Origin of the sequence: Mesorhizobium sp. BR1-1-4 (assembly GCF_020165375.1) — a bacterium.
Taxonomy (GTDB): Bacteria; Pseudomonadota; Alphaproteobacteria; order Rhizobiales; family Rhizobiaceae; genus Mesorhizobium; species Mesorhizobium australicum.
The window spans coordinates 575,554-591,431 of sequence record NZ_JAIUIB010000001.1 but is presented as its reverse complement, the minus strand read 5'-3'; the positions used below and the strand labels follow the sequence as shown (position 1 = coordinate 591,431).

The 15,878-nt window shown below is 65.6% G+C and carries 15 protein-coding genes; 7 read left to right on the top strand and 8 right to left on the bottom strand.

Features of this window, described 5'->3' with window-relative positions:
* The 3 genes from LB571_RS02940 (at position 1) to lpdA (ending at position 4,031) form a co-directional block, all read left to right on the top strand.
* Positions 1-1,014, top strand: a complete 1,014-nt coding sequence (locus tag LB571_RS02940; RefSeq protein ID WP_140618177.1) for an alpha-ketoacid dehydrogenase subunit beta — start codon at positions 1-3, stop codon at positions 1,012-1,014.
* Positions 1,015-1,031: 17 nt separating this feature from the next.
* Complete coding sequence (locus LB571_RS02935) at positions 1,032-2,360, top strand: dihydrolipoamide acetyltransferase family protein (protein WP_140712125.1); 1,329 nt, start codon at positions 1,032-1,034, stop codon at positions 2,358-2,360.
* Positions 2,361-2,633: 273 nt separating this feature from the next.
* Positions 2,634-4,031 carry a dihydrolipoyl dehydrogenase gene (lpdA, locus tag LB571_RS02930; RefSeq protein ID WP_224592140.1) on the top strand — a complete coding sequence of 466 codons (1,398 nt, stop codon included), beginning with the start codon at positions 2,634-2,636 and terminating at the stop codon, positions 4,029-4,031.
* 292 nt (positions 4,032-4,323) lie between these two features.
* Here the strand turns inward: lpdA and LB571_RS02925 are convergent, their stop codons facing one another.
* A complete protein-coding gene (locus tag LB571_RS02925; protein WP_224592137.1) occupies positions 4,324-5,427 on the bottom strand; it encodes a saccharopine dehydrogenase family protein in 1,104 nt (367 codons plus the stop codon).
* A 121-nt stretch (positions 5,428-5,548) separates the two neighbouring features.
* On the opposite strand from LB571_RS02925, the gene LB571_RS02920 reads away from it, so the two are divergent.
* Entirely contained in the window at positions 5,549-5,977 is a 429-nt protein-coding gene (locus tag LB571_RS02920; protein ID WP_140719599.1) for an Lrp/AsnC family transcriptional regulator, read from the top strand.
* A gap of 66 nt (positions 5,978-6,043) precedes the next feature.
* Here LB571_RS02920 and LB571_RS02915 read toward each other — a convergent pair whose 3' ends face one another.
* The 4 genes from LB571_RS02915 to LB571_RS02900 form a co-directional block, all read right to left on the bottom strand.
* Entirely contained in the window at positions 6,044-7,414 is a 1,371-nt protein-coding gene (locus tag LB571_RS02915; RefSeq protein WP_224592135.1) for a sensor histidine kinase, read from the bottom strand.
* A gap of 13 nt (positions 7,415-7,427) precedes the next feature.
* The gene (locus LB571_RS02910) at positions 7,428-8,111 is read right to left on the bottom strand and encodes a winged helix-turn-helix domain-containing protein (RefSeq protein WP_224592132.1); all 684 of its coding nucleotides are present in this window, start codon (positions 8,109-8,111) and stop codon (positions 7,428-7,430) included.
* 103 nt (positions 8,112-8,214) lie between these two features.
* A complete protein-coding gene (locus LB571_RS02905) occupies positions 8,215-9,006 on the bottom strand; it encodes a hypothetical protein (RefSeq protein ID WP_224592129.1) in 792 nt (263 codons plus the stop codon).
* A gap of 27 nt (positions 9,007-9,033) precedes the next feature.
* Entirely contained in the window at positions 9,034-9,291 is a 258-nt protein-coding gene (locus LB571_RS02900; protein ID WP_224592126.1) for a hypothetical protein, read from the bottom strand.
* Between the two features lie 249 nt (positions 9,292-9,540).
* Here LB571_RS02900 and LB571_RS02895 point away from each other — a divergent pair, with 249 nt between their 5' ends.
* Complete coding sequence (locus tag LB571_RS02895) at positions 9,541-10,176, top strand: methyltransferase family protein (RefSeq protein WP_224592123.1); 636 nt, start codon at positions 9,541-9,543, stop codon at positions 10,174-10,176.
* A gap of 72 nt (positions 10,177-10,248) precedes the next feature.
* Here LB571_RS02895 and LB571_RS02890 read toward each other — a convergent pair whose 3' ends face one another.
* Positions 10,249-10,734 carry a hypothetical protein gene (locus LB571_RS02890; protein WP_224592121.1) on the bottom strand — a complete coding sequence of 162 codons (486 nt, stop codon included), beginning with the start codon at positions 10,732-10,734 and terminating at the stop codon, positions 10,249-10,251.
* Between the two features lie 221 nt (positions 10,735-10,955).
* On the opposite strand from LB571_RS02890, the gene LB571_RS02885 reads away from it, so the two are divergent.
* Together LB571_RS02885 and LB571_RS02880 are read left to right on the top strand one after the other, a co-directional pair.
* Positions 10,956-11,321, top strand: a complete 366-nt coding sequence (locus LB571_RS02885) for a RidA family protein (protein WP_224592118.1) — start codon at positions 10,956-10,958, stop codon at positions 11,319-11,321.
* Positions 11,322-11,353: 32 nt separating this feature from the next.
* The gene (locus LB571_RS02880; protein WP_224592115.1) at positions 11,354-12,583 is read left to right on the top strand and encodes an amidohydrolase/deacetylase family metallohydrolase; all 1,230 of its coding nucleotides are present in this window, start codon (positions 11,354-11,356) and stop codon (positions 12,581-12,583) included.
* A gap of 214 nt (positions 12,584-12,797) precedes the next feature.
* Here the strand turns inward: LB571_RS02880 and LB571_RS02875 are convergent, their stop codons facing one another.
* Together LB571_RS02875 and LB571_RS02870 are read right to left on the bottom strand one after the other, a co-directional pair.
* The gene (locus LB571_RS02875; RefSeq protein WP_224592112.1) at positions 12,798-14,588 is read right to left on the bottom strand and encodes an NAD(P)/FAD-dependent oxidoreductase; all 1,791 of its coding nucleotides are present in this window, start codon (positions 14,586-14,588) and stop codon (positions 12,798-12,800) included.
* A gap of 114 nt (positions 14,589-14,702) precedes the next feature.
* Positions 14,703-15,641 (bottom strand): MurR/RpiR family transcriptional regulator, encoded by a 939-nt coding sequence (locus LB571_RS02870; protein WP_224592109.1) that lies wholly within the window; start codon positions 15,639-15,641, stop codon positions 14,703-14,705.
* Between the last annotated feature and the right edge of the window lie 237 nt (positions 15,642-15,878).

Sequence of the window (15,878 nt, the reverse complement as noted above, 5' to 3'; positions counted from 1 at the left end):
ATGCCAAGACGGACCATGATCGAGGCCATCCGCGACGCCATGGACGTGTCGATGGAGCGCGACGACAAGGTCGTCGTGTTCGGCGAGGACGTCGGTTTCTTCGGCGGCGTTTTTCGCGTCACGCACGGGCTGCAGGCCAAATACGGCAAGAGCCGCTGCTTCGACGCGCCGATCAACGAATCCGGCATTGTCGGCTCGGCCATCGGCATGGCCGCCTATGGTTTGAAGCCCTGCGTGGAAATTCAGTTTGCCGACTATATGTATCCGGCCTACGACCAGCTGACGCAGGAAGCCGCAAGGCTGCGCTACCGCTCGAATGGCGATTTCACCTGCCCGATCGTTGTCCGTATGCCGACCGGCGGCGGCATTTTCGGCGGCCAGACGCACAGCCAGAGCCCGGAAGCGCTGTTCACCCATGTGTCGGGCCTGAAGACGGTGGTGCCGTCCAACCCGCATGACGCCAAGGGGCTGCTGATCGCGGCGATCGAGGATCCCGATCCGGTGATCTTCCTTGAGCCGAAGCGGCTCTACAACGGCCCGTTCGACGGGCACCACGACCGGCCGGTGACGCCATGGTCGAAGCATGAGCTCGGCGAGGTCGCCGACGGCCATTACACCGTGCCGCTCGGCAAGGCCGCCATCCGCAGGGCGGGCGCGGCGGTCACGGTGCTGGCCTACGGCACCATGGTCTATGTCGCGCAAGCGGCCGCCGAGGAGACCGGCATCGACGCCGAGATCATCGATCTGAGGACGCTGCTGCCGCTCGATCTCGACACGATCGTGGCTTCGGTCAAGAAGACCGGGCGCTGCGTCGTCGTGCATGAGGCGACGCTGACCTCGGGCTTCGGCGCCGAACTGTCGGCGCTGGTGCAGGAAAACTGCTTCTATCACTTGGAGGCGCCGGTCGTCCGCGTCGCCGGCTGGGACACGCCCTATCCGCATGCGCAGGAGTGGGAGTATTTTCCCGGTCCCGCGCGTGTCGGCCGCGCTTTGCTTGAAACATTGGAAGCCTAGAGTGGGGGAGGCCTGAGATGGGCGAACACATCATCAAGCTGCCCGATGTCGGCGAGGGCGTCGCCGAGGCCGAGCTCGTCGAATGGCATGTGAAGATCGGCGACATCGTGCGCGAGGACACGGTGCTCGCCGCCGTGATGACCGACAAGGCGACGGTCGAAATCCCGTCGCCCGTCGATGGCGAAATCCTGTGGCTGGGCGCCGAGATCGGCGACACGGTGGCGATCGGTTCACCGATCGTGCGGCTGAAAGTGGCGGGCGACGGCAATGTGAAACCCGGCAAGGAGGCTGAACCGGCGACCGGGGCCGAGCCGCCCGTCAGGCTGCCGAGCCCGAAGCCCGAAGCCGCTTCGCCGCCCAAGCCGGCAAAACCCGCCGAGACACCGGCGAAACCCGCATCGTCGTCGTCGGCGCCGAAAACCGTGACGCGCTCCTCGGCTTCGGGCGCGCCGCGTCCGGAAGGCGAAAAGCCGTTGGCCTCCCCCGCTGTCCGCTTGCGGGCGAAAGAGGCGGGCATCGATCTCAGGCAGGTGGCGGGGACCGGTCCGGTCGGCCGCATCGGCCACGAGGACCTGGAGGCGTTCCTGGCGCGCGGGCCGCAATCGGCCAGGGCGCCGGGCCTCGCCCGCGACGACACCGTCGAGGACATCAAACTGGTCGGCCTGCGGCGCAAGATCGCCGAGAAGATGACGCTGTCGAAGTCGCGCATCCCGCACATCACCTATGTCGAGGAGATCGACGTCACTGCGCTCGAGGAATTGCGCGCCGCGCTCAACAAGGAAAAGCGTGTTGCCAAGGGCGGCGCGGAGAGGCCGAAGCTGACCTTGCTGCCGTTCCTGATGCGGGCGATGGTCAAGGCGATCGCGGACCAGCCCCAGCTCAATTCCCTGTTCGACGACGAGGCTGGTATCATCCACCAGCATGGCGGCATCCATATCGGCATTGCCGCGCAGACACCGTCGGGCCTGGTGGTGCCTGTCGTCAAGCATGCCGAGGCGCGCGACGTCTGGGACTGTGCCACCGAGGTGGGCAGGCTGGCGGAGGCTGCGAAGTCAGGCACGGCGACACGTGACGAGCTGTCCGGCTCGACCATCACCATCACCTCGCTCGGCGCCATGGGTGGGATCGCGACGACGCCTGTGATCAACCATCCGGAAGTGGCGATCATCGGCGTCAACAGGATGATGGTGCGGCCGGTTTGGGACGGCACCCAGTTCATCCCGCGCAAGATGATGAACCTGTCGTCGAGCTTCGACCACCGCGTCATCGATGGCTGGGACGCGGCGGTGTTCATCCAGCGGATCAAGGCGCTGCTGGAGACGCCGGCGCTGATTTTCGTGGATTGAGGGAGATGTGATGCGTTCTCGAGTTTCCATTGGCGGGCGCCGCGCCGCCCCTCATTGCCCTGCCGGGCATTTCTCCCCGTATAGTAACGGGGAGAAAGACGCCGTTATCCATGGTTTCGCCAATCGGCAGCGTTGCAGACGAGGGCGCCAACATCGCGGCCAATCCCTTCTCCCCGTCACTATACGGGGAGAAGGTGCCGGCAGGCGGATGAGGGGCAGCGCTGGGTTGGATGGGAGGACGTTGACGGCTCTCACGACAAGGAAGCTGCCAACATGAAGGAAATCTCCTGCAAGCTGCTGGTCATCGGCGCGGGCCCGGGGGGTTATGTCTGCGCCATCCGCGCCGGGCAGCTCGGCGTCGACACCGTGATTGTCGAGGTTGCGAAGCCCGGCGGCACCTGCCTCAATGTCGGCTGCATCCCGTCCAAGGCGCTGATCCATGCGGCGGAGGAGTTCGAGAAGGTCTCGCACATGGCCGGCGGCAACAGCCCGCTCGGCATTTCGGTCACCGCACCGGTGCTCGATCTGGCCAGGACCATCGCCTGGAAGGACGGGATCGTCAGCCGGCTCAACAGCGGTGTCGCCGGCCTGCTGAAGAAAGCCGGGGTGAAGACCGTGCATGGCTGGGCGAGGTTTCGCGATGGCAAGACCGTCGAGGTCGAGACCGAGACCGGAAGCCAGGTGATCCGGGCCGAGACGATCGTGATCGCCACCGGCTCGGCGCCGGTCGAGTTGTCTTTTCTTCCCTTCGGCGGGCCTGTGATCTCGTCCACCGACGCGCTGGCCCTGAGTGAGGTTCCCAAGAAAATCGCTGTCGTCGGTGGCGGCTATATCGGGCTCGAACTCGGCATGGCCTTCGCCAAGATGGGTGCGGGGGTCACCGTGGTCGAAGCCTTGCCGCGCGTGCTGGCGCAGTATGACGCGGAGCTGACCCGGCCTGTCGTCAAGCGGCTCTCCGCGCTCGGCGTCGAGGTGATGCTGGGCGCCAGGGCCAAAGGGCTGTCGACAGACGGCGATGCCCTGCTGGTCGAGACATCGGACGGCAAGAGCACCAAGGTCGCCGCGGACAAGGTGCTGGTGACGGTCGGCCGCAAGCCGGTGACGGAAGGCTGGGGACTCGACCAGATCGATCTCGACAGGGCCGGAAAGTTCATACGGATCGACGACCAGTGCCGGACCTCGATGCGCGGCGTCTTCGCCATCGGTGACGTCACCGGGGAGCCGATGCTGGCGCACCGGGCGATGGCGCAAGGCGAAATGGTCGCGGAGATCGTCGCCGGCCACAAGCGCGGCTGGGACAAGCGCTCGATCCCGGCCGTCTGCTTCACCGATCCCGAGCTGGTGACGGCGGGTCTGTCGCCCGAAGAGGCCAAGGCGCAGGGCGGCGAGATCAAGATCGGCCTGTTCCCCTTCGCCGCCAATGGCCGCGCCATGACCAAGCTCGGCGAAGACGGGTTCGTCCGCGTCGTGGCGCGCGCCGACAATCACCTGGTGCTCGGCATCCAGGCCGTCGGTCAGGGTGTGTCGGAACTGTCGGCGGTGTTTGGGCTGGCGCTGGAGATGGGCGCCAGGCTGGAGGACATCGCAGGGACGATCCATGCGCACCCGACGCAAGGCGAAGGGTTTCAGGAAGCCGCGCTCAAGGCGCTGGGCCACGCGCTGCATATTTAGAGCTCCCCCTCTCCCGCGTCAGGCGTAAAGGGGGAGGAGTTGCTCGATTGCCCCAGGCTCCTTTCCTCTCCCTCCGGAGGGAGGAGAGGTGGCGCTGCGAAGCAGCGACGGAGTGGGGGAAGCCGGTCCTCAGACGCACCGCCGCTGAAAACTCATCACAAGCCTCAATCAGTCAGGACGAGGCATCACCCCGGCTTGAAATAACAAGCCCGAGCCAGGTCGACCCCCACTCCGTCGAGCTTCGCTCGACACCTCTCCCCCGGTCGACGGGGGAGAGGAAAGGCGCCGTCGCTCACCCCGCCAGCCGGCTTACCATGTCATGCTGGGCATAGGCGCGGCCGAAGCGGTTGGCGAGGAAGGCGTCGAGCGCGATTTCCTCCTGCTTGACGAAGCCGGTCGCCGGCAGCGATCCGTCCGCCAGCATGTCGAGCACGGCGCAGATGCCAGACGCGGTGGTGATCTGGATGGCGCTGCGCACCGTCCGGCCGATGCGCCGGGAATAGATCTTGTTGGCGTAGGTCTCCTGCAGCAGGCGGCCGTTCCTGCGGCCCGAGACGGTGACGAAGACGATGACCACGTCCTGCAGCGTCGCCGGCAGGGCGCTTTCGAAAATGTCCTTCAGGACGTCGCGGCGGTGGCGCAGCCCAAGGTCGTTGAGCAGCGCCTTCATGATCGCGGCGTGGCCGGGATAGCGGATGGTGCGGTAGTTCAGCGTGCGTACCTTGCCCTTCAGCGTCTCGGCCAAGGTACCCAGTCCACCGGAGGTGTTGAACGCCTCGTAGGTGACGCCGTCGAGCGAAAACTCCTCGCGCTCCTCCAGCGGCGGCACTTCGACCAGCTCGCCCTCGACGATCGCCTCGCAAGGCTCGCAATATTCGTTGATGACGCCGTCGGTGCTCCAGGTCAGATTGTAGTTCAGCGCGTTGGACGGGTATTGCGGCAGCGCGCCGACGCGCATGCGCACGCTTTCCAGCGTGTCGAAGCGGCTGGCGAGATCATTGGCGACGATCGAGATGAAGCCGGGCGCCAACCCGCATTGCGGGATGAAGGCGCTCTTGGCGGTACGGGCCAGCTCCTTGACCCGCCTGGTCGAGACGACGTCCTCGGTGAGATCGAGATAATGCACGCCGGCGCTGGCCGCCGCCTCGGCGATGCGCGTGGTGAGGTGGAAGGGGGCGGCGCTCAGCACCGCGAACTTGCCGGCGAGCGCGGCTTCAAGCGCACCGGGCGCCGCGATGTCGAGTTCCAGCGTCTCGACACCGACAGGGACTTCCGCCGCGGCGAGCTGCGCCGCCGAGCGGTCGAGGAGAGTGACCTGATAGTCGCCCGTCGCGGCAAGCATTTCGGCGATGGTCGAGCCGATCTTGCCGGCCCCGACGATAATGATTTTGTTCATGTTCAAATTCCCCTGCGATCTGCGTTTCCCAAAACCATCGCAGCTTGCCTGTCGAAAGGAAGCGTGGAATTCTGCAAAGTGAACCCCATCTTTCACCGATCTGCCGAAGGGCTTCGTCGAAATGCTCAGTGATGCCGAACAAGCCCTGCTCTCGCTGCTGCGCGCCAACGCGCGCGCCTCGACGGCCGAACTGGCGCGGCGGCTCGGCGTGTCGCGCACGACGGTGCAAAGCCGGATCGAGCGGCTGGAGCAGCGCGGCATCATCACCGGCTATGGCGTCCGGCTGGCGCCGGACTATGAGCAGGGGCTGGTCAGGGCGCATGTGCTGCTCACCGTCACGCCGAAGCTCGCCGACAAGGTGGTGCGCAGCCTGCAGGCGCTGCCGCCGGTCAGGACGCTGCACTCCGTCAGCGGCAATTTCGACATGATCGTCATCGTCGACGCGCCATCGATCCGCGACCTCGACACGCTGCTCGACCAGATCGGCGCCATGGAGGGGGTCGAGCGGACATCGTCGTCGATTATTTTGTCGACACGGATCGACAGGTGACGTTACGGCCATCTCCCCCCTTGCGGGGGAGATGGCCGCGACGCCGGCTTTCGCTAACTTCCGAAGTTAATCCATCACCAGGGGAAAACTCACCACCACGGCCAGCCCCGGCCGGCGGTCCTCGAGCGTAATGGTCGCGCCGTGCAGCTCGGCGATGGCCCTGACAAGGCTGAGGCCGAGGCCGCTGCCGGGGGTCGAGCGGCTGTGGTCCAGCCGGTAGAGACGCTGAAACACTTTTTCGCGCTCGTCGGCGGGAATGCCGGGGCCATTGTCGGCGACGCCGGCAAGCACGCGGTCGTCCCGGCGCGTCACCGAGAGTTGGATGGATGTGCCGGGAGGGCAATGGCGCAGCGCGTTCTCGACCAGATTGGCGAACATCTGCGTCAACAGCTCACGGTCGCCATGAATGCGGTCCGCGGTCTTGTCCGGTTCCGCAGCCGACAGCACCTTGCCGTCGTCCTCGGCCACGCCGGCGTAGATCTCGGCAATGGTCTCGAGGATCTCGCCGAGAGCGACATCGGTGAAGCGCGCCTTGCGCGCGCCGGCCTCGATCTGGGCGATCCGCAGCAGCGCGTCGAAGGTCTCGTTGATCTGGTGGCCCTCGGCGCGCGCGTCGGCCAGATCGTCGGAGACGTCCTGGCGCCGTGCGGCCTTGTCGGCGGCGCTCTCCAGGATCATCTGCAGGCGGTTGAGCGGCGTCTTCAAATCATGCGCGATGTCGGCGCTGACCTGCTTCATGCCCTCGACCAGCGCCGACAGGCGGTCGAGCGCGGCGTTGATCTGGCTGGAGACGATGTCGATGTCATCGTCCTTGCCGGTCAGCGGGATGCGGGTGTCGAGGCGGCCATGCGAAACGTCGACCATCGTGGCGGCAATGCCGTCGAGACGGCGCTGGACGCGCGAGGCGAGCAGGGCGCCGCCGGCGACGGCCAGGCCGGTGATGATCAGCGTCGCCCAGCCGAAGCTCATCAGCATGATCGTTTCCAGTTCCTCCGTCTCGGAGAGGCTGAAGGCGATGGTCAACGTGTTGGCGCCGACCGGACCGGAATAGGCCCGGTATTCGGTGTCCGGCGGCAGGCCTGGCATTTCGGCGCCGAACATCGAGAAACCATCTGGAAGCCCCGCCGCGGTGAAGTTGCCCGCAATACGGTTGCCGGCGGCGTCGGTCAGCGAAAAGAGCTGCTCCTCCCTAGGGTTGCGCACGGAGTGGTTTTCGACGGTCTCCACCAACTCCCTGAGATCCTTGTCGGCATAGGTCGCGGCGATGACGGCATAGGTCTCGCTGATGGTATCGTCGAGCTGTTCGGCAAGGTCGGCGCTCATCATCTGGTAGACGATGGCGCCCGCCAGCACGAAGGCCAGCATGAACAGGAAGGCGAACGTCAGGGCAAGCCGGAACGGCGTGCTGCGCAGCAGGCGGGTCTGGGTCGCGGTCATCGGAAGGTCGCGATCACTGGGAGAGCGGCGTGTGCAGGCTGTAGCCGGTGTTGCGGATGGTGTGGATGAGCTGGGTACCGAACGGCTTGTCGACCTTGGCCCGCAAGCGGCTGATATGGGTCTCGACGACGCTGGTCTTGGGGTCGAAGTGGAAATCCCAGACCCGCTCCAGCAGCATGGTGCGGGTGATGACGCGGCCCTCGCCGCGCATCAGCACCTCAAGCAGGCTGAACTCCCTCGGCTGCAGGTCGATCGGCTGGCCCTGCCTGACGACGCGCCGCATGATCAGGTCCATTTCGAGGTCGGCGACCCGCAGAACGGTTTTCTGCTCCTGCGCGGCCGGCCGCCGGCCGAGCGCGTTGATGCGGGCAAGCAGCTCGGAAAAGGCGAAGGGCTTGACCAGATAGTCGTCGCCGCCGGCCTCGAGCCCCTCGACGCGGTCGTCGATGCCGCCGACGGAGGTGAGGAAGATCGCCGGCGTGCGCACGCCGGCGGCGCGGACAGCCTTGACCATCGACAGGCCGTCGAGGCCCGGGATCATCCGGTCGGCGACGATCACGTCGTAGCCGCCGCCGGTCGCGGCGAAGAGCGCGTCATGTCCGTTGCGCAGCAGATCGCAGACATGGCCGGCCTCGGTCAGGCCGCGCACGATATAGTCCGCCGTCCTGTGGTCGTCCTCGACGAGAAGTAGCCGCATCGCTGTTCCCTGGCTGCCGGTATCGGCGACAGGCTATCACCGGCTCGGGTCCGTTCCTAGGATCGTCGCCAACTGGCCAGGCCTTGCGGCGTCCGACCGCGGTTCACTCCGAGTCCAGCAGCATGTCGTCCATCTCATCGGCATTATTCCTGAGCGTCATGTAGAGAACGAGCGCAATGATGCAGCCGAGGAAGATCAGGCTGGTGTAGGTGGTGCCGAGACCGAGGCCGCCATATTCGGCTGGCTGCGACAGCCAATCGCCGAAGGAAGCACCCAGCGGACGCGTCAGTATATAGGCGAGCCAGAAGGCCAGGATGGCATCCAGATGGATGAGATACCAGGCGAGCGCGATAAGCGCGATGACGCCGCCGAACAGCAGGCCCGTGGTCAGGTAGCCCATGTCGAAGGTCTCGGCGACCAGATCGCCGGCGGCGGTTCCCAGCGAGAAGGTGAAGAGAATCGCCAGCCAGTAGAAGATCTCGCGCCTGGTCGTGAAGATGGTGTGGATCGAAAGCGTCCGTTCGCTCGCGTACCAGACCGCGAATGTCGCCGCGAGCACAACGGAAAAGGCGATCGTCGTGGTCTGCAGGCGCACGCCGAAATTGTCGACGAGGTTGTCCGTGATCAACGTGCCGACGACGCTGATCAGCACCACCGCCAGCCAGTAGGCCCACGGCACGTAGCGTTTGTGCGCGAACTGCAGGGCGAGGGCGACGACCAGCACGCCGGTCATGATCAGCGAGGTGACGGTCAAGCCGAGGCCGAGGTTGACGGCGAGATAGTCCGCCGCCGTCTCGCCCATGGTCACCGCCATCAGCTTGACCAGCCAGAAGTCGAGGGTGACGTCCGGCACCCTGTTTTGGCTCGGTGTGGGGTGTGTGTGGGGTGCGAGCATGGCTGATGTCCTCGATGCCGCGGCGGGTTACTTGCCCATGACCTTCATGGCCTGGGCGAAGAAGTCGTCGGCGCGCTTGTCGTCGTCGGCATTGCAGCGCTCGATGCCCTTGGTCTCCAGTTCCGAGACCTTGGTCTTGTCGGCGGGGCTCAGCTTGGCTGTCGCTTCGGCGGCGCGAAGGGCCTTCAACGTCTCCTCGCAAGGCGCGGTGGCCGCGAAAACGGAGGAACGCGATCCGCAGACCGCGAGGGTGGCCAGTGCGGCGGCCAGTGCAATTCTTCTCATGAAACCGTTCCTGTCTCTGTCTTAATCGGAGCCGGCCCCTGAATGGCGAACCGGCATCCAACGATAGGGATTTGAGTTCTCGCCAGCCTGTCCGGCGCCATACAAATTCGTAAGGATGGCGGTGGCCGACGCGAAAGGCCTTTACGAATGCCTCGCGATGCGCTGATAGAGGATGAACGCCTTGTATCCGCCATCAATGGCGTGCCCCAGTGGCCGGGCCTGCACCAGAGTGCCCAGGAAAACGCGAAAATGACCTACGCTTCCCTCAAGCCGGTTTCACAGGCTTTCGACCAGCGCAAGCGGCTGATATTCATCCGGGTCGCGGCGGTGCTGGCGGTGCTGCTGCTGTTCCTGACCAAACCGGCGCTCAGCGAAGGCTCGAACGGCCACGAAACGCTCGAATTCTTCGGCTTCTGCCTGGTGCTCGCCTGCGTCGCCGGCCGGCTGTGGAGCATCCTCTATGTCGGCGGCAAGAAGAATGAAGAGCTGGTCTCGACGGGACCATTCTCGATGAGCCAGAACCCGCTCTACTTCTTCTCGACGGTCGGCGCGGTCGGCATCGGCCTGCTCTACGGCTCGGTGGTGGCCGCCGCCGCGCTTGGCGTCGCCAGCTTCCTGATCTTCCGTGTCACGGCGCGCAGGGAGGCCGAATATCTCCTGGGCAAGTTCGGCCCGGCCTACAGCGCCTACATCAAGGCGACGCCCCGGTTCTGGCCAAACCCGCTGCTCTACCACGACAATGACGAGCTGCGGTTCTCGACCCGGGCGCTGAGGCGCACCTTTTTCGACGGGCTCTATTTCCTCGCCATCTTCCCGGCCATCGAGCTGATCGAGTATTTCAGGGAGACAGGCGTGCTGTTCCCGGCCTTCATCACGCTGTACTGAGCAGCTCGCCACGGGAATTGGCGGGGCTGATCGGCCATCGCGACTGTCGATGGCCATTCATGGGAATCGAAACTAGCTTCCCAGCGGATAAGGCATGTAGCCGACGAAGCCGGCTATCTTCCAGCTCGCGCCGACCTTTCGGCAGAAATACAGCGTCTGCCATTTCAGCCGGTCGACGCTGCCATCCGCCTTGGCGACGCTGCCGTCGAATTTCTTGTGCAGCACGGCGCGGTCGCCGTCGACATCGATGTCGCGCAGATTGGTGACGCGAAACAGCGCCTCGCGCAGCGGCTCGGCGAATTTGGCCGCCGCCGTTTCCTTGGCCTGGCGCAGCCACTCGTCGCGGTAAATCTCCAGCCGCGGGAATTGCAGCCGCCAGGCATCGGCATTGGCCAGGAAATGCGCATGCATGCCGAAGAAGCTTTCGGCGATGAAATCGTTCTCGACCATGGCCCAATCCTGGCCGATGAAGGCGTCGATGTCGCGCCGCACCAGCATCTCCCACAGCGCGTGACGGTCGGCGTCGCCGGAAGGGAACGGGTTCTTGTCGAAGGTCATTGTCGGGTCTCCGGTTTCGCAAGGGGCGTCTGTCCGTCGTGGCGTGGAGCCCGTCCGGCAAACGCGCACGATGCAAGCGCATCTGTAATAAAGCAACACGGATTTCGAACAATGTTGCTTTCCAACAAGGGCCTCTATCGGGATTGCCCCGATCGCGGTAAATCTCGTTCAAAGCGGGCGCCACCTCGGTGTCCGGCCATGTCATCGGAGGAGGCCGTCCCTTGCCCAAGCAGACTTTCGGAACATCACACGTGCCGCTATCGCCCGCCGTGCGGGCCGGCGATTTCGTCTTTGTCTCGGGCCAGGTTCCCGTCGGCGGCGACGGCATCGTGGTCAAGGGCGGCATCACGGAGCAGACCGAGCAGGTGCTCGCCAATGTGAAGGCCGCATTGGCGCTCGCCGGCTGCACGATGGACGACGTGGTCAAGACCACCGTCTGGCTCGAGGACGCGCGCGACTTCGGCGCCTTCAACGCTGTCTACGCCAGGCATTTTCCGAAAAATCCGCCGGGCCGCACCACGGTCGAATCGCGGCTGATGATCGACATCAAGATCGAAGTCGAGGCCGTCGCCTACAGACCGGCCTGAGACGGCAATTCGGGCAATCGAAGGTTCCAACAATGCAATTCGACCTCCTCGTGAAGGGCGGACGGCTGATCGACCCGGCGGCCGGCATCGATGCGCCGCGCGATGTCGCCATCGCCAGTGGCCGCGTCGCCGCGATCGACGCCGACATCCCCGCGACCAGCGCCGCCCAGGTGGTGGACGCCACCGGTTGCATCGTCGCGCCCGGCCTGGTCGACCTGCACAGCCACGTCTATTGGGGCGGCACTTCGCTCGGTGTCGACGCCGACAGGCTCGCCGCCAAGAGCGGCACCACCACCTTCATCGACGCCGGCAGCGCGGGCGCGGGCAATTTCCTGGGCTTCCGCCGCCATGTCATGGAGCGTTCGAAGGTGCGCATCCTGGCCTATGTCAACATTTCCTTTGCCGGCATTTTCGGCTTCTCGCAGACGGTGTCGGTCGGCGAATGCAGCGATCTCCGTCTCTGCGAGCCGCGCGAGGTGGTGGCGGCGGTGCGCGAGCACGCCGACGTCGTCGTCGGCGTCAAGGTTCGCTCCGGCAAGCATGCCGGCGGCACAAGCGGCATCGCGCCGGTCGACCTGGCGCTGGAGGCCGCCGACAAGGCCGGCCTGCCGCTGATGGCGCATATAGACGAGCCACCGCCCGGCCGCTCCGAAGTGCTGCCGCGCCTGCGCCGGGGCGACATTCTCACCCACTGCTTCCGGCCCTTCCCCAATGCGCCGGTGTTCGCCTCCGGCACGGTGCGGCCCGACATGCGGCTGGCGCGCGAGCGCGGCGTCATCTTCGATCTCGGCCATGGCATGGGTTCGTTCGACTTCGAGGTCGCCCGCGCCATGCTGGCCGAAGGGCTGGCGCCCGACGTCATCTCGAGCGACGTACATCTCTACTGCGTCGACGGGCCGGCCTTCGACATACTGGTCTGCATGTCGAAGCTAATGGCCCTCGGCATGCCGCTGGTCGAGGTTCTGCGCGCCGCGACGCAGGCGCCAGCGCGGGCGATCGCGCGGCCGGACCTCGGAACGCTGACGATCGGCACCGCCGGCGACGTGGCCGTGCTGCGGCAGCGGTCAGGCCGCTTCACCTTCGTCGACGCGGTCGGCGCCTCGCTGGTCGCCGACCAGCGGCTGGTGCCGGAAGGCATCGTCGTCGGCGGCATTTGGTGGCCGAACGAGGCGGTCGACGATGTCGGCGAGACCGAGCGCTTCGTGGCCCATGTCGGGCATACGCATGTCGAGGTGGCAGCCAGGCATTTCGGACACCGGTAGGATTAACCGATATCGAGGAGGCTGCGCGATTGACGAGCGGCTTCCCCCACTCCGTCTCGGCTTCGCCGAGCCACCTCTCCCCCCTCCGGAGGGAGAGGAAGGGAGCCAAGGTCGGTGAACTTGCGCCTTTCCTCTCCCCCGTCGATCGGGGGAGAGGTGTCGAGCGAAGCTCGACGGAGTGGGGGTCGACCTCTCACCGAAGCATGCTTCCGCCTCACCGCCGCGAATTGCTCGGCGCCCCATAAACCGGCGTCTCGATCCCTTCCATTCGCGCCTTGATCTGCAGCGCGACATATTTCGAATAGAAGCGCGACAGCGCAAGATTGCCGCCGTGGAACCACAGTGCTTCCTGCGCCGTCGGCTTCCACATGTTGCGCAATTCGCCTTGCCAGGGGCCGGGGTCGCCCTTGACGCCGGAGCCTAGGCCCCAGCAGGGGCCGACCTTGTCGGCGACCTCGCGCGAGACGAGCGCCGCCACATTCTCGTTCATCGACTGGTAGCCGGTGCAGGCGACGATGGCGTCGGCCTCGAGCTCGCTGCCGTCCTCGAACAGGATGCCTTTCGCCGTCAGCGATTTTATCGCGACGCCGCTGCGGATGCCGACCTTGCCGTCGATGATCAGGTCCGAGGCGCCGACATCGATGTAGTAGCCGGAGCCGGTGCGGTAGGCCTTCATCAAAAGGCCGGTTTCGTCGTCGCCGAAATCGAGCGCGAAGCCGGAGGCGGCCAGACGCTCGTAGAATTCGGCGTCGCGCGCGCGGATGACGTCGTAGAGCGCGCGCTGGCCCTTGGGCACCAGCGCGAACGGCGTCGAGGCGACGATCATGTCGGCCTTCTCGGTGGTGATGCCGCGTGCCAGCGCGTCCTCGGAGAAGATCTCGAAGCCGACCTGCATCAGCGTGTCCGACTTGACCACCGTGGTCGGCGAGCGCTGGATCATGGTGACGTCGGCGCCGCTCTCCCAGAGATCGACGCAGACGTCGTGGCCGGAACTGGCCGCGCCGATGACGGCGACCTTCTTGCCGCGGAACTTCTCGCCGCTGGCATACTGGCTCGAGTGCAGCAGCTCGCCCTTGAACTGGTCGGAACCCGGCAGGTCGATCTTGCGCGGCGGACCGTAGGCGCCGGTGGCGAAGACGATGTGCTTCGGCTTGAGCGTGATGCGCTGCCCGACGCGGTCGACCACCACGGTCCATTCTTTCTCCGTCTCGTCGTAGCTGGCGCTGAGGCACCTGGTGGCGACCCAGTAATTCAGCTCCATGACGCGCGTGTACATTTCCAGCCAGTCGCCCATCTTGTCCTTGGGCGTGAAGACGGGCCAGTTGTCGGGGAACGGTATGTAGGGCAGATGGTCGTACCAGACCGGATCGTGCAGCACGAGCGTGCGGTAGCGGTTGCGCCAGGAATCGCCCGGCCGTGCGTTCTTCTCGATGACGATGGTCGGCACGCCGAGCTGCCGCAGCCGTGCGCCGAGCATGATGCCGCCCTGGCCACCGCCGATGACCAGGCAATAGGGTTGCTCCGTTACGCCGAGCTCGCGCGTCTCGCGCGCCCGCGCCTCCGACCAGGTCTCGCGTTCCGGGTCCGCCTTGTGGCGCACGCCCAGCGGCCGCGCTGCGCCCTTGCGCTCCTCGTGTCCCTTCAAGTCGGTCATCGCCGTGAACAGGGTACGGCAGCGGCCGTCGCGCAGCCGCATGATGCCCTGGCCCGTGGCCGCCGCCGTCTCGAAGGTGAACCAGGCCTCGATCGTGCCTTCATCCGAGGTCGCCTCGCCGGTGAGCTGCCACGCGGCAGGCTTCGTCGTCGCCAGCATCGACTTCAGCATGTCGGCGATGGCCTCGCGGCCTTCCATCGTGGTGACGTTCCAGGTGAAGGTCAGCAGGTCGCGCCAATAGCAATCGTCGACGAACAGGTTGCTTGCGGCCGACACGTCGTCGGATTCAAGCGCCTGTGAAAAGGAGCCAAGCCATGCGGCCGCCTGTTTGGATGGTGCAATCTCGAGCATGTTTTCCCTCTTGTATGCGTCCAATCTGTATAGCGGGACGGCAACTGTCGAACTCGGCGCTGCCCCTCATCCGCCTGCCGGCACCTTCTCCCCGTATAGTGACGGGGAGAAGGATTAGTCGCCGAGCGGCTCCATTTCCTTGCCCGTGCGGTGGATCTGGGCGTTGTATTTGATGCGGCGCACGGTCTCGCGGGCCGGGCCGTCGAGCTTGTAGGCCGACGCCACCGCCAGGAGGTCGATCATCGCCAGGAAGGCGAAGCGCGAGGCCGTCGGCTTCAGCGTATCGGGATATTCGGGCACGGCAACCGTCAGCCTGACGTCGCAGGCGCGGGCGAGCTCGGTATCGGGCGCCGTCACGGCGATCGCGTTGGCGCGGTAGTGCTTGGCGAGTTCGACCGCCTCGATCACCTCGCGCGTGCGCCCGGTCGCCGAGATGGCGATCACCAGGTCGCCGGGCTTCAGCGTCGAGGCGGTCATGCGCATCAAATAGGGGTCGCACTGGGCGCTGATCGAGATGCCATAGCGAAACAGCCGGTATTGAGTTTCTTGCGCCAGCGCCGAAGAGCTGCCGCCGAGCCCGAATACGGTGACCTGGCGGGCCTGGGCGATCAGCTCGGCGGCCTTTTCCAGCTCACCCGGATCGAGCTGCCGCTCGGCTTCCTGCAGCGCCCGGCGCGCTTCGCCGAACACCGCGTTCCAGAACGGCATGGCGGCGTCGCTCTCCCTGGCCGGCGACGTGTCCAGGTAGAGCGCGCCGACGACGAGGCTCTGCGCCAGCTTCAGCTTGAAGTCGCGCACGCCCTCGCAGCCGATGGCGCGGCAGAACCGGGTCACCGTCGGTTCGCTGACGCCGGCGCGCTGGGCCAGCGCCGCGTTGGAGGCGTCGACGGCATATTTGACATTATCGAGCACGACATCGGCGACGCGGCGTTCGGCCGGGCGCAATTCGCCGTAGGAATCCTTGACCAGCGAGATGATGTCGGGAATGCGCCGGACGGGTTCGCCCCCGGTTCCCTCTTCGTCCGCGATCGGATGGCTGGCAGCTTCGGTCATGAAGGCGGTGTTCCCTAGCCCGTTTTCGACCTGACCTCTTATCATGTTTGCACGCTGTCGTTCCATGCGCAGGACGGCGCTGCAACCGATGCGTGCCGCGAGGGCATTCGCGTGTGCGCCTGCCAAATCATGTAGGAAAGCAACACGAATTTCAAGGCAAAGAATACAACGTCAAAACAGATAGTTATTCCTAGCAGTCGGTTCTCGTCCCATGCTCGCCGTCGTCGACGCTTGACA